The organism is Mycobacterium sp. NGS64, from assembly GCF_059812245.1.
Map to the genome: position 1 here is coordinate 685,571 of NZ_JCALCI010000003.1, position 12,390 is coordinate 697,960.

14 protein-coding genes and 1 pseudogene are annotated in these 12,390 nt (G+C 68.4%); 6 read left to right on the plus strand and 9 right to left on the minus strand.

Features of this window, described 5'->3' with window-relative positions; translation table 11 throughout:
- Nucleotide 1 precedes the first annotated feature (1 nt).
- Nucleotides 2-454 (minus strand): SRPBCC family protein, encoded by a 453-nt coding sequence (locus AC5Y4S_RS17125; protein ID WP_085184712.1) that lies wholly within the window; start codon nt 452-454, stop codon nt 2-4.
- 242 nt (nt 455-696) lie between these two features.
- Entirely contained in the window at nt 697-1,389 is a 693-nt protein-coding gene (locus tag AC5Y4S_RS17130) for an SDR family oxidoreductase (RefSeq protein WP_500033861.1), read from the minus strand.
- Nucleotides 1,390-1,474: 85 nt separating this feature from the next.
- On the opposite strand from AC5Y4S_RS17130, the gene AC5Y4S_RS17135 reads away from it, so the two are divergent.
- The gene (locus tag AC5Y4S_RS17135; RefSeq protein WP_500033862.1) at nt 1,475-2,065 is read left to right on the plus strand and encodes a CGNR zinc finger domain-containing protein; all 591 of its coding nucleotides are present in this window, start codon (nt 1,475-1,477) and stop codon (nt 2,063-2,065) included.
- A gap of 16 nt (nt 2,066-2,081) precedes the next feature.
- On the opposite strand, the gene AC5Y4S_RS17140 is transcribed toward AC5Y4S_RS17135, so the two are convergent.
- The 5 genes from AC5Y4S_RS17140 to AC5Y4S_RS17160 all read right to left on the minus strand — a co-directional run bounded on the left by AC5Y4S_RS17140 (nt 2,082) and on the right by AC5Y4S_RS17160 (nt 6,521).
- Complete coding sequence (locus AC5Y4S_RS17140) at nt 2,082-2,246, minus strand: hypothetical protein (RefSeq protein WP_500033863.1); 165 nt, start codon at nt 2,244-2,246, stop codon at nt 2,082-2,084.
- A 153-nt stretch (nt 2,247-2,399) separates the two neighbouring features.
- The gene (locus AC5Y4S_RS17145) at nt 2,400-3,245 is read right to left on the minus strand and encodes an SDR family oxidoreductase (protein ID WP_500033864.1); all 846 of its coding nucleotides are present in this window, start codon (nt 3,243-3,245) and stop codon (nt 2,400-2,402) included.
- Entirely contained in the window at nt 3,246-4,010 is a 765-nt protein-coding gene (locus AC5Y4S_RS17150; protein WP_500033865.1) for a DUF2127 domain-containing protein, read from the minus strand.
- 55 nt (nt 4,011-4,065) lie between these two features.
- Nucleotides 4,066-5,472: an MmgE/PrpD family protein gene (locus AC5Y4S_RS17155; RefSeq protein ID WP_500033866.1), complete on the minus strand. Its 1,407-nt coding sequence runs from the start codon at nt 5,470-5,472 to the stop codon at nt 4,066-4,068.
- Between the two features lie 92 nt (nt 5,473-5,564).
- A complete protein-coding gene (locus tag AC5Y4S_RS17160; RefSeq protein WP_500033867.1) occupies nt 5,565-6,521 on the minus strand; it encodes a LysR family transcriptional regulator in 957 nt (318 codons plus the stop codon).
- A 132-nt stretch (nt 6,522-6,653) separates the two neighbouring features.
- On the opposite strand from AC5Y4S_RS17160, the gene AC5Y4S_RS17165 reads away from it, so the two are divergent.
- Nucleotides 6,654-7,226: a carboxymuconolactone decarboxylase family protein gene (locus AC5Y4S_RS17165; RefSeq protein ID WP_500033868.1), complete on the plus strand. Its 573-nt coding sequence runs from the start codon at nt 6,654-6,656 to the stop codon at nt 7,224-7,226.
- 105 nt (nt 7,227-7,331) lie between these two features.
- On the opposite strand, the gene AC5Y4S_RS17170 is transcribed toward AC5Y4S_RS17165, so the two are convergent.
- Nucleotides 7,332-8,192 (minus strand): IclR family transcriptional regulator, encoded by an 861-nt coding sequence (locus AC5Y4S_RS17170; protein ID WP_500033869.1) that lies wholly within the window; start codon nt 8,190-8,192, stop codon nt 7,332-7,334.
- Between the two features lie 134 nt (nt 8,193-8,326).
- Between AC5Y4S_RS17170 and AC5Y4S_RS17175 the strand changes: the two genes are divergently transcribed.
- Genes AC5Y4S_RS17175 through AC5Y4S_RS17185 form a run of 3 tightly spaced genes read left to right on the plus strand, consistent with a single transcriptional unit; the run spans nt 8,327 to nt 10,599 of the window.
- Entirely contained in the window at nt 8,327-9,370 is a 1,044-nt protein-coding gene (locus AC5Y4S_RS17175; RefSeq protein WP_500033870.1) for a zinc-binding dehydrogenase, read from the plus strand.
- Nucleotides 9,367-9,780 carry a nuclear transport factor 2 family protein gene (locus AC5Y4S_RS17180; RefSeq protein WP_500033871.1) on the plus strand — a complete coding sequence of 138 codons (414 nt, stop codon included), beginning with the start codon at nt 9,367-9,369 and terminating at the stop codon, nt 9,778-9,780. Before AC5Y4S_RS17175 ends, AC5Y4S_RS17180 begins: the two co-directional genes overlap by 4 nt.
- Entirely contained in the window at nt 9,781-10,599 is an 819-nt protein-coding gene (locus tag AC5Y4S_RS17185) for an SDR family NAD(P)-dependent oxidoreductase (protein WP_500033872.1), read from the plus strand.
- A gap of 26 nt (nt 10,600-10,625) precedes the next feature.
- Here the strand turns inward: AC5Y4S_RS17185 and AC5Y4S_RS17190 are convergent.
- Nucleotides 10,626-10,730: pseudogene (locus tag AC5Y4S_RS17190) on the minus strand (SAM-dependent methyltransferase); the annotation flags it as partial.
- A gap of 316 nt (nt 10,731-11,046) precedes the next feature.
- Here AC5Y4S_RS17190 and AC5Y4S_RS17195 point away from each other — a divergent pair.
- A complete protein-coding gene (locus tag AC5Y4S_RS17195; RefSeq protein WP_500033873.1) occupies nt 11,047-12,345 on the plus strand; it encodes a calcium:cation antiporter family protein in 1,299 nt (432 codons plus the stop codon).
- Nucleotides 12,346-12,390: the final 45 nt, after the last annotated feature.

Consider the following 12,390-nt stretch of genomic DNA (forward strand, 5'->3'; position numbering starts at 1 on the left):
GTCAGCCGTCGCTTGCCTGGGCGAGCGTGGCGAGCCGGTCGATCGACTCGCGCAGCATGTCGGAAGTCGTCGAGCTCGCCCTCTCGATCCGGGCGCGGTCGGTCAGCTCCGTCCAGTCGTAGGTGTGCGTCACGCTGGTGAGCGTCGCGTTGATCGGCTGCAGTTCCCAGCGCCACAGGTGGCCGGGCGGCAGCTTCTTGGGTTCCGCTGGACGCCAGGCGATTTTCGTGCCTTCGATGAACTCCACCACGTGGTTCTCCCGCACGGCGCCGTTGGTCAGCGTCATCTTGAACACGTCGCCGACCTGGCGGACCCGTTGACCGGGGGCGGCCGAGGCGAGGTTGTTGTTACCGTCCCAGCTCGGCTGCTGAGCGGGATCGGCGATCAGTTCGAAAATCCGCTCGGCGCTCGCCGATATCACGCGGGTTGCGCTCACGATGCGTTCCGGTTCCATGTCGCCATCCAAACATGCCCGCCCGGGCGGAGTGGATGTGACTTTCGGCCGGCCGCCTTCGGGACCTTCGGCCGTCGTGGCGCTAGCGGTTGGGCTGACATCGTGATCGGTGCCGGGACAACCCGGTGGCCTGTCCGAAGTGCAGCAAGCCCATTTTTGGGTGAGGCCCCCACGGCCTGCTTGACCCACCGTCACAAGACGGGGATCTGCCTTCGGACAGGCCATTTACGCGCCCGCCTCGGTTAGCCGACCCGGAGCGCCTCGACCGGTCCGGACAGCGCCGCCTTCATGTAACGGGTGTCGTCGTCGGCCAGCACCTCTGCGTCGCCCCGCTCGATACCGTCGACGATCTGCCGCGCGACGTCGCGTGGGTCGTTCTTCGGCGCGTCGAAGCCGGCGGCCATGTCGGTGTCGGTGAAGCTCAGGTGCGCGCCGGTGACCAGGGTTCCCTGCTTTTCCAGCTCGATGCGCAGCGAGTTCGTCGCCGCCCACAGGGCCGCCTTGGAGTCGCCGTAGCCGCCGAAGCCCGCGACCCAGGACAGGATCGAAAGGGTGTTGACCAGGGCTCCGCCGCCGTTGTCGGCCAGGATCGGGGCGAACGCCTTGGCGACCCGAAGGGCGCCGAAGTAATTCGTCTCGAACACCTCGCGCACCTCCTCGATGTCGCTGCCGAGCAACTTCGACGCACCGATGATTCCGGCGTTGTTGATGACGATGTCAGCGTCGGACGCCGTAGCAGCCAGCGCCGCAACGGAATCCGGCTTGGTGACGTCCAGCTCGAGGGCGACCACCCGCGGGTCCTCGCCGGGCTTGGGCGCCCTCGCCGTGGCGTACACCTTCGCCGCGCCCCGCTGCAGGAACTCCTCGACGATGGCCTTGCCAAGCCCGCGCTGCCCGCCGGTTACCACGACCGTCGAGCCATTGATGTTAACCATGATGCGTACTCCTTGACGTAGTTGAAAGCGTTTTGCCTCTGTCACCGTAGTTGACCATCTCGACATAGGCAAGTACCTTTTGAGTATGTCTACCGAATGGCGTGCATCACAGCGCTACCAGCTCGCTCCGGCGCCCGGCGGTCTGGGCCTGGTCCAGGACTTCCTCAACACGGTGGGCATCGGAGAATACGGCCCGGACCTGCTTGCCGACGCGGCCGTTGCGGGCGACTGGGCGGCCGGCGCCGTCCGGACATGGGCGACCGCGCGCGGGCTGGACGTGCAGCCGCCGCCGCTCGGCGACGCGGACGTGGCGAAGCTTCGCGCCCTGCGCGACACGATCGCGCGGCTGGTCGCGGGGGAGCCGCAGGCCGGACGTGCGGCGGGCGTGGCCTCGGCCTCGTTGACGCTGTCGGAGACCGGCGAGGTACGGCTCGAGCCCGCCGGAACCGGCTGGCGATGGCTGGCGTCGGCCCTGTGGGGAGAGATTCTGCTCAGCCAGCGCGACGGCACGTGGCGGCGGATCAAGCAATGCCACAACCCCGGCTGCGCGTCGACGTTTTACGACCGCTCGAAGAACAACAGCGGGGTGTGGCACGACGTGAAGACGTGCGGGAACGCCGCAAATTTGCGGGCTTCGCGGGCGCGCCGACGCGAACGGGATCGCGCCAACAGCTAGTCCAGTGCGCCGGCCCTCAGCAGCGCTCGACCCCCTTCGGCATGATCCGCGCGGGTGAACCCGCTTGGCGCGGCCTGCTTCTCAGCACCGCCTGCAGGGCGTCGCACGCCCGCGCCTTGATGGGGGTGACTACGTCGAGGCTGGTCGGGCTCCGGCTCATCCAGTGCTGCAGTGTTGGCACAGTTGCCGTCCTTGTCCGTCCCTTGTCCATTCGGCCAGTTGCCGACTCATTGAATTGCACCCCAGCGGTTTTACGGGCGCGCCGCGCCGCGGTAAACGTCGCGAAAAGCCGCGTTGTGGCGTGAGGCACATACGCAGTGCCGAAACGGGCACGTCACATGCCGGTCCTGAACCGCCGCAGATAGCCGAACAGCCGGCGCGCCGGCAGGGCCTTCGGCCAGTCGTCGGCGCGGAAGTACGCGTCGGTCCCGCCGTCGACGAAAACGATGCTGCCGCAAAGGAAGTCGGCCGAATCGGACAGCATGAAACGCATCCAGTCGGCCAACTGCCCGGCGTCTCCGAACCCGCCGACCGGCACCGGGAATGATCGGACCGCTTTGGCCTGTCTGGGGTCCGCCAGCTGCTCTCGCAGCATCGGCGTCTTGATGGCGCCCGGCGCCAGGGCATTCAGGCGCACCCCCGAGCCGGCCCACTCCCGCCTCACCGCGTGGCGTCGCACCCAACGTGCCACGGCGATTTTCGAGGCCGCATACATCATCGTCGGCGCGGCCGGCCCGAAGGGCCGCACGGATCGCACCGCCCGCTCGGCATCGTGCGCGAGCAATGCCCGTACGGTTCGCCCAGGCACTGCGGGCACCGTCGTCGTGGAATTGCTGGAGACCACGACGACCTTGGCGCGGTCAGCCGCGGCCAGCGCGGGGCGCAATGCGACGAGCAATTCCACCACGCCGAGGTAGTTGACCTGGGCGATCAGGCGGGCCCGATCACGGCCCCGGCTCGGGCCCAGGCCGGCGGCCAGCACGGCGCCCTCGAGCCTGCCGCCGCTGGCCGCCAGTATTCCGTCGGCGGCCGACTCGCGGCCGTGCGCCGTCGACAAGTCGGCGACGACGTCGGCGTCCTTCACGTCGACGCCGATCACGGTGTGCCCGTCGGCCCGGAGCCGCCGCGTGGCCTCGCGGCCCATCCCGGACGCCGATCCGGTGATCGCGTAGGTGCCCATTCAGGTCGCGGTGGCGGCGCGCTCGACGTCGAGCAGCTGCTCGCCGCGGCGCTCCTCGTCGTAGGCCTTGCGACCGCCCCGCAGGCCGAACAGCCGCTTCGACACCAGCAGATAGATCACGGCGGCCACGTTGATCGTGAAGGTGACCAGGCGGGTCATCGTGATGCCCTTGGTGAGGTCATGGATTTCCAAGGGCAAAAAGACCGAGGTGGCCACCACCGCGAAATACTCGCCCCAGCGCTTCAGCAACCAGAGGCCGACGCCCTCGATGACCTCGATCAGCGCGTAGCCCACCAGCATCAACGTCAGCAGCGCCAGGGTGGACGGCTTGGCGGCCAGCGCCTTTTCCAGCTCGTGCACGATCGTCATCTGATCGACCTTGAACCCGGCCGCGCGGAAGATCGGCAGGTCACGGTCCAGGGTGGCCTGGATGGCCCCGCGCGCGCCGCGGAATTTCCAGACGGCATACGCGGCCAGCGCGATCACCACGGCCCGGAACAGCCGTTCGACCGCGAGCGCGCGGATGATGATGGCCTGGCGTAAAGCCTTGCCGCGCATGATCATCGGGGCGTCGTCGGCGTGGCCGCGGCCGTGTGGTTCGCCGACGGTGAATTCACCGCAGCGCAGGCAACGCCAGACTTCGCCCAGTCCGGTGGTGCCGCTGAGCCGCTCAGCCAGCCCCTTCTCGTCCGGCGCGTACGTCACATGCCCCACGAGCGCGCAGGTGACCAGTTCCCACCGGTTGATGCCGCGATCTTTGCGCATGGCCGATCATTGAACGCCCGCAGCGGACCACGCAAGGGGACGCGCGCAGCGCGCGTCAGAAGCGTGCCCTGCTGCGGCGACGTCGGGCGCTCGGGCTGACCGCGCCGAGGAGGGCCGCGAACTCGGCGACGGGGATCTCGTCCAGGCGATCGACCGCGGCGACGATGTCGTCGCGCAGTGCCTCGTCGCAGAACGGCTCGGCGAGCCAACCGAACTTGTCGACGACACGCTGCCAGGACATCGGCCGGGTGGGCGATCCCTCGTAATCGCTCTGCTCGCGGCTGAATTCCCGCCCGTCGCGCGTGAGCACGTGCACGCGGGCCGCGGTGCGTTGCGGGTAGTCCGCGGTCAGGTCGGGCGCGGGCTTGACGTCGACCCGGGCCAGCAGGTCCTGAACGTCGCCGCGCAACAGGCGTTCCGACTCGATCTGTCCGGGACCGACGCCCCCGTCGAGCAGCGCAACCGCGCTCAGGTATTTCAGGTTGTAGTCGGCCTGTTCCTTGGTCAGCGGGTGGTCCTTCGCGCCGTACGCTCCCCCGCCGGCGAAGTCGTAGGCGCCCTGGAAGACCTCGAGCCTCACCCGCGCGACGTCCTCGCCGCGCAGGTCGTTATCGCCGCGGATCGCCAAGACCGCGTCAATGATGGCCTGCCCGTGGATAAGTGAGCAGTACTGCTTCAGGTAGGTCTGTTCGACGCAGGCGAGCGCGCGGTCGGCGGTGTGCAAGTCGATGGGCTGGTCGAAGAGCTGCACCAGGCCGTGCGGGCCCTCGAACAGCGATTTGGGCCCGGTGACGCCGCGGGCGGCCAACATCGTCGCGTACACCGCGCGCATGCCGGTGATGGCGGGCGAGATGCCCTTCCAGTTCGAGACCGGTTCGGCGTGCACGGCCGCCAGTGACACGTTGTCGGCGGTGGCGGCGGCGATCGCGTTGGCGGTTTGCTCGGCGTCGAGCCCCAACAGTTTGGCCGATCCCGCCGCGACCGACATCGCCAGTTGCAGTGCGTGATTGAGCCCGCGCGCCATCACGGGAACCTGGGCGCTGAACCGGCATTGGATCTCGTAGGCGACCGCGAGCGCCAGCAGGAAATCCGCCCCGGTGGCGTTGACATGCTCGGCCACCGCGAGGATCGCACCGAAGTTGTCGGCCGGATGGCACAGTCCGCCCACCGTCAGATAGGTGTCGAGCAGATCCGGGTAGCGCACCAGGACCGCGTTGAAGAACGCCGCCTGATCGACCGAGGCCCGGCCGCCACCGACGAGCGTCGCGGTGGGGACTCCGCTGAACTGGTCGGTGTGTTCGCGAATCGCGGTGATCAGCTCACCGTCCAGCGAGCCGACGGCGCAGGCAACGCTGTCCAGCACGTTGCGTTTCAGCAAGGCCCGGGGTTGCCCGCTCAGGTCCTCTTGTTGGGCGCCGACGACGAAGCCGGCGAGCTCGTCGACAATGTAGTTATGTGCCATGGGGTTTGGTCCTCCCGTCGTTGACTCCACTGAAACGCCGCAACGACACGGAAGTCCAGGACCGATCTCTTACCACTGGTCGACGGGAGTTCCTACCGCAGTTCGGCGCCCGAGGCGAGGGCGTCGCGGTGCGGGTCGTCGGCTGGAGCCCACCACCGGTCGGTGGGCGGGGTGAGCCAACCACGCCCGCGCGCGGTTGTCAGCAGCGCGTCCACCAGCCCACGCACACCGGCCCGATCATCGTCTTGGCGGTGCAACAACGACCACGTCCACAGGGGTGTCGGCGCGGCGACGGGACGCTCGCCCAGGCTGGGTGGAATGACCGCGGTATGTCGCTTCGGTGAAGCGAGCACCGGGGCGCCGATCCTGCGCACATGGGCGTAAAAGGCGTCACCGGTGACGCCGCCGTCGTCAATCCTGACGATCCGCGCACCCGTGTGGGCCGCGAACTCCTCGGCGAACCGATTCCACGACGACCATGCCGACTCGTCGGCGTCGACGAGGACCTTGACCCGTTGCGCGGCAATCGGTTCCGGCGATCCAACGCCGGGAAGCACGGCCTGCAGGGGTTCGGCACGCAGCAGGTGCGCCGTCAGCCCGCGTTGCTTGACCTGCTCGGCGGTCACCCACGCCAGTGCAACGTCGAGCGTGCCCTCCGCCACTCGGTCGGCCTGCGCGTGCGACGGCAGCACCCATTCATCGACTCGCAGCGCCACCTCGGGCCCGAGCAAGCTGGTGATGTCGTCGGGCAGCCAGCTGACGTAACCGAGCCGCACCGGCGTGCTTTCGGCCGCCGCCAGCTGCAGTCGACGCTTGGCGTCGTCGGCCAGGGCCAATATCCTGCGCGCGTCCGGCAGCAGGGTGCGTCCGGCTTCCGTGAGCCGGACGCTGCGCCGGTCTCGCGCGAACAGCTCGGCGCCCAACTCGCGCTCGAGGGCGATGATCTGTTGGGAGAGAGCCGGTCCCGAGATGTGTTTCCGCCTGGCGGCCCGACCGAAGTGCAACTCCTCGGCAACCGCCACGAAGTAGCCCAGCTGCCGCAGTTCCATGAGACGAGCTTAAGTGGCTCTACCTGCGGTAGGAAGCGTGACTTAGCACTGGTCGAAAGCTCGTCGTGGACACGTCGGCGTTCCGGGGATTGGCTGGGCTGAACGAGCCGCGATCACGTGAGGAGGGAGCCGGTGCGACTTCCGCTGTTGCCACCGAGCGGTTTGACCGCCGCACAGCAAGACCTGTATGTCGATATGCGCGCCGTCATCGACAGCGGCTTCGGTGAACTCATTGCCTACCGCGGCGACGGGGCGCTGGTCGGGCCGTTCAACGGTTGGCTCCATTTTCCCCAATTCGGCTCGCCGGCTTGGGCTCTCAACCGATCGCTGTGGGAGCATGCCCTGCTGCCCGGCAGCGTCCATCAATTGGTCATCCTGGTCACCGCCGCGAAGTTCGGGGCGCGGTACGAGATCTACGGACATGAGTACTTCGCACGCCGAGCGGGGCTGTCCGACGACAAGATCGCCACCGTCGCCGCCGGTGAGCGCCCCGCCGACCTGACCGGCGACGAACGCGTCGCGTACGACATGGCGGCCGCGCTCAACCGCGGCGGTGTCCTGCCCGAGAGCACCTATCGACGTGCCGTCGCGCGGTTCGGCGAGCAAGGGGCCGCCGAGATCGTTTTTCTGGTGGGCTGCTTCTCCATGGTTGCCGTGACGCTCAACGCCTTCGACGCGGGAGTTCCTGGCCGCGAGGAGATATAGCGCCCATCAGGCCGGGAGACAGCGGCTCGGCAGGCCGGGATGACGACGAGACGGGCTGTGCTGCAGGTGTTTTGGTGATGACGCTCTGATATCCGGATGGCGAACTTAGACGGCGCGATCCACCGCATGCCGTTGGGATCGCGTGATCGCCGCCGTTTCGTCGGTGAGCTTCTCGCCGATGAGCCGGATCTGCCGCGCGCTGAGCGGGCACAACGGATGCACGGCCAGCATCAGGGCGGCTTGCCCACGATGGTCGAAAACCGGCGCGGCGATCGTGACCACGGGTTGCTTGCGCCGGCCGGGGTTGTCGTCGGAGAGGAAGCCGATGGTGGTGAACTCGACCAGCAGCTGATCCAGGATGTGCCGCACGGGAGTCGGCATCTCGTGCTGGTCCAGCGTCCCGACCGCCTGGACGGCCTGCGCCAGTGCGGGCGTCGTCCAGTCGACGTCGAAGCCCCGCTCCCGCGTGTGCTCCAGGACGCGTTCGAGGCGCTGAGTGCGATCGACGTTGTCGCCGGCGCCGCGACGGATCCATGCCCGTTGCTCCTCCTCGCCGTCCCACGCCGCGAGGGCGACGCCGAACGGCGGGGCGTAGGGGATCCGATCGCCCGGGATGCCCGCGGGCTGCGTCGCGGGGTCGCCCTCGAAGGCGGTCACCACCAACGAGTCACCGAATCGCTCGACCACAGAACCGGCGTAGCCGACTTCACGGGAGAGTCGCAGCGCCGCGGAACGCGCGGCGTGCGCCAGGGGACGCGCGGTGTCGGTCCGCGCCGCCACCACGGCCAGCGCGGGACCCAGGGTGAACGTCTTCGTGACGGGGTCGCGGCTGACCCAGCCCCGGTCGCACAGCGTCTTGAGGATCGCGTGGGCCGTCGCCTGGGTGAGATCCAACTCGCGCACCACATCGGAGAAGCGCAGCGGCGCATCCGGGGACCGGGCCAGGAACTCGATTACGTCGAGCACGCGGGCGGTCGGCGCCGACGGCGATCCGCGAATGTCTTGACTCCTTTACGCCGGGGTTCATATGGTTACACCGATCATTCGAGACTCTATATCGATTATTCGAGAAAATAAACGAGGCTGATGCGTTGCGCGCCGTGGTGTTGAGGGACGGCCGGCTGCAGGTACGCGAAACGGCGGACCCGGCGCCGGGGCAGGGCGAGTTGTTGCTGCGCACACTGAGTACCGCGATCTGCGCGTCCGATGTGCATTTCATGGACCATCCGGAACTGGCCGTCGACGATCCGACCGGCCGTTCGCTCTACGATCCCGACCGCGACATCGTGCTCGGCCACGAGTTCGTCGGTGAGGTCATCGGGCACGGACCCGGCTGCACGGATCAGTTCGCCGTCGGCGACCGGGTGACGGCGATGCCGGTGCGCCTCGTCGACGGTGGCGCCGGCGGCATGCGCATCATCGGTCAGCACCCGGAGGCGCAGGGGAGTTTCGGTGAGCTGCTGGTGGTTTCGGAGGCGGCGGCGAAACCGGTCCCGGGCGACGTCGCCAGCGACGCGGTCGCGCTGACCGACGCGTTCGCCGTCGGTGAGTTCTACGTCAGGTCGGCGCAGATCCAACCGGGTGAAATCGCGATCGTGATCGGCGCGGGGGCGGTCGGGCTCTCGGCGGTCGCCGCCCTGGCCGCCCGCGGCGTCGAGCCGATCATCGTCGCCGACTACCAGCCCGAGCGCCGCAGGCTGGCCCGCGACCGCTTCGGGGCGCACGTCGTGGTCGATCCCGCCGAGAAGCCGTGGTTCGACGCGTTCCGCGAGGCTCGCGCGCAACGCGGATTGCCCGGCCCGGCCGTGGTGTTCGAGTGCGTCGGCGCCGCCGGGCTCATTCAGAGCATCATCGAATCGGCCGAGGTGGCCACCCGGATCTATTGCGCGGGCGGCTGGTACACCGGTGACACCCTGGACATCACCACCGCCACCCGGCAGGGCGTCACGATCCAGTTCGGCGGGGGCCCGCACCCGCAGGACTGGTACGGAACCCTCGACGCCATCGCGTCGGGGCGGCTGGACCCACTGCCGAGCGTCGGCAAGGTCATCGGCCTGGACGACGTCCCGGGGGCGCTCGAGTTGGCCCGCAAGTCCGACGGCCCACCACGCATCGTGGTTCACCCGAATGGAGACGTCCGATGACCGAAAACGGCGACCGGCAGGAGATTTCGGATCTGCTCGTTCGTTACGCGACGGGGATCGACCGACGCGACTGGCCGCTGTTTCGAACGGTGTTCACCGAGGACTGCCAGCTCTACTACGGCGAGATCGGCGCATGGAGCGGCGTTGACGCCGTCACGGACTTCATGGAGAAGACGCACGCCTTGGCGGGGCACACGCTGCACCGGTTGACCAACCAGGTCATCACGATCGACGGGGACAAGGCCACGGCGCGTACCTATGTCGATGCGCTGATCATGTTCGCCGACAACCAATCCGGTGCCAACGGGATCGGCTTTTACGACGACGACATGGTCCGCACCGCCGACGGATGGCGCATCGCGCGGCGGCGGTTCACCGTGGTGCGGGTGGCTACAGTGGGGAGCCCTTAGATGACATTCGCAACCAAGTACGGGCCGTGGGCGCTGGTCGCCGGGGCTTCCGACGGTCTGGGCGCCGCGTTCGCCGCGGGGCTCGCTGAGCGCGGCGTCAACGTCGTGCTGCTGGCCCGCCGCCAATCGGCATTGGATCACGTTGCGGCGGAGATCACTTCCAGGACGTCGGTCGAAACGCGCACCCTTGCGATCGACCTCGCGGGGCCGGGCGCGGCGTCGGCGATCGCGGCGGCGACCAGCGATCTGGAGATCGGCTTCCTCGTGTACTGCGCCGGTGCCGACCCGAATTATGAACCGTTCCTTGCCAACCCGATCGAGGCCGCCGAGGCGATGGTGCAACGCAACTGCATGGTGCCGATGCAGTTGTGTCACCACTTCGCGCCCGCCATGGTCGAGCGGGGCAGCGGCGGCATCGTCATCTTCGGGTCCGGCGCCGGGCTGGCCGGCGGGGCGAACATGGTCGCCTACGGCGCATCCAAGGCGTTCGACATGGTCTTCGCCGAGGCGTTGTGGGCCGAGTTGCACGACAAGGGCGTCGACGTGGTGGGCCTGATCCTCGGCAAGACCGACACGCCCGCGCTGCGCCGGCTCGAGCACAGCCGCGGCCAGATCAGTTCGCCCGACGAGACCCCACCGGGATCCGTCGCCGTGGAGGACGTGATCGCGGAGGCGTTCGACAACCTCGCGAACGGCCCAACCTGGTTCGTCGGCGACGTCATGCGCGCCGCCGAGCAGCTCACGAGTTCACTGACGCGCAAGCAGGCCGTCGAACTGTTCGCACAGGCCGCGGCCGCGGCGATGGGCCCGCCGGCCTAGCCGGGGGCGCGCCACAAGATCAGCACCCCGCACCCGACGTCGAGCACCCGTCGGGCTCCGCCGGGAACCTTGGACTCCAGCAACGCGTCGTAGTGAATATCGATGTTCCACGGCTGTCCGGCGGAGTGCACTTCCCCGAAGTTGATCGAGCTATCTGTGCACCCGTCGACACATCCGTGTCCGAGACGCACCCGCCCGCGGCGTAGGGCAACTCAAAACGGCACCACAACGCCCAAAAGGTTTGCCAAAGTTTCAGATCAGCCGGCCCGAACTTTCCCCCTCGAACGGCGTGGCCAGCGAAGACGGAATCGGTGGTACGGCTCCTTCGCCGATCCGGTCGCGTTGCTGGCCCATGGTTTCGCGGGTAGGTTTGGGAGCAGTTCGCCAGGGCATACGAGCCACGCACCCACCACTGATCGGCACCCCTCTTCGAGCTGAAGGATGACGATGCCGGCCACAGACTCACCCGCCGCCACGGTCGCGGCGTCATCGCGGGCGCGGCGGTTCACCCTGACCCGTTCGGCGCTGATCACCGCAATCTTCATCGCCCCGGCGGTCATCATCCGAATCATCGGCCTGCGGCTGGACCCGGTCGCCGCGCTGCTGATCTACGGGTCCGCGGTGGTCGCCGCCAGCTTCCTGCTCGCGTGGGCCGCCGAGACCGCGCAGATCGACGTCTCCGGCGGCCTGGCGATCGCGGTGCTGGCGCTGGTGGCGGTGCTGCCCGAATACGCCGTCGACCTCTACTACGCCTACGTGTCCGGCCACAATCCGGATTACACCCAGTACGCCGCCGCCAACATGACCGGGTCCAACCGGCTCCTGATGGGGCTGGGCTGGCCGGTCGTGGTACTGGTCAGCATCATGGTGGCGCGAAAAGCGGGCAGGCCCAAATCCCGCGGCGTGACCCTGGAGCCCGCCAATCGCGTCGAACTCGGCTTCCTGCTCGTCGCCGGGGTAGTCGCGTTCGTGATGCCCGCGACCGGCCAGATCCACCTGGCCCTTGGGCTGGTGCTGCTGGCCTGGTTCGGCTTTTACCTGTACAAGATCGGCCACGGCGACGTGGAGGAGCCCGATCTCATCGGTACCGCGGCCGCCCTCGGGGAGCTGCCCGACCGCACCCGACGCATCGCCGTGATCGGCCTGTTCGTCACGTCGGGCGCCGTGATCCTGCTGTGCGCCAAGCCCTTCGCCGACAACCTCGTCACGGCCGGCACCGAACTCGGCATCGACCGGTTCCTGCTCGTCCAGTGGCTCGCGCCGCTGGCCTCGGAGGCGCCCGAGTTCATCATCGCGGTCATCTTCGCCTCCCGCGGCAAGGGCACGGCGGCGATCGCCACGCTCATCTCCTCCAAGGTCAACCAGTGGACGCTGCTGATCGGATCGTTGCCCGTGGCCCACCTCCTCGGCGGCGGCGGGTTCGCGTTGGTGCTCGACTCCCGACAGGTCGAGGAAGTGCTGCTGACGGCCACCCAGACGCTGATGGGGGTGGCGCTGATATTGGGGCTGCGTTTCGGGCGGCTCGCGGCGTGCGCGCTGCTGGCGTTGTTCTTCGTCCAGTTCCCGTTGGTCTCGACACAGGAGCGGTTGCTGCTCTGCGGTGTCTATACCGCGATGGCGGTCGTCGGCCTGATCATCAACCGCAGCCACCTGATCGACACGTTCCGGGCGCCATTCGTCGGCCGGGCGATCCGCCACACCGGCCACCCCCATCATCAGGTGGAGCGCCCCACACTCCCGGGCTAGCGCGCGAATAACCCGGCTCGCGCCTGCAGCGCGCCGTGCGTATAC

Excerpts from the sequence above, each read along its gene's own strand:
- AC5Y4S_RS17125 (WP_085184712.1), bottom strand. The coding sequence starts at position 454 with ATGGAACCGGAACGCATCGTGAGCGCAACCCGCGTGATATCGGCGAGC.
- AC5Y4S_RS17130 (WP_500033861.1), bottom strand. The coding sequence starts at position 1,389 with ATGGTTAACATCAATGGCTCGACGGTCGTGGTAACCGGCGGGCAGCGC.
- AC5Y4S_RS17135 (WP_500033862.1), top strand. The coding sequence starts at position 1,475 with ATGTCTACCGAATGGCGTGCATCACAGCGCTACCAGCTCGCTCCGGCG.
- AC5Y4S_RS17145 (WP_500033864.1), bottom strand. The coding sequence starts at position 3,245 with ATGGGCACCTACGCGATCACCGGATCGGCGTCCGGGATGGGCCGCGAG.
- AC5Y4S_RS17150 (WP_500033865.1), bottom strand. The coding sequence starts at position 4,010 with ATGCGCAAAGATCGCGGCATCAACCGGTGGGAACTGGTCACCTGCGCG.
- AC5Y4S_RS17155 (WP_500033866.1), bottom strand. The coding sequence starts at position 5,472 with ATGGCACATAACTACATTGTCGACGAGCTCGCCGGCTTCGTCGTCGGC.
- AC5Y4S_RS17160 (WP_500033867.1), bottom strand. The coding sequence starts at position 6,521 with ATGGAACTGCGGCAGCTGGGCTACTTCGTGGCGGTTGCCGAGGAGTTG.
- AC5Y4S_RS17180 (WP_500033871.1), top strand. The coding sequence starts at position 9,367 with ATGACCGAAAACGGCGACCGGCAGGAGATTTCGGATCTGCTCGTTCGT.
- AC5Y4S_RS17185 (WP_500033872.1), top strand. The coding sequence starts at position 9,781 with ATGACATTCGCAACCAAGTACGGGCCGTGGGCGCTGGTCGCCGGGGCT.
- AC5Y4S_RS17195 (WP_500033873.1), top strand. The coding sequence starts at position 11,047 with ATGCCGGCCACAGACTCACCCGCCGCCACGGTCGCGGCGTCATCGCGG.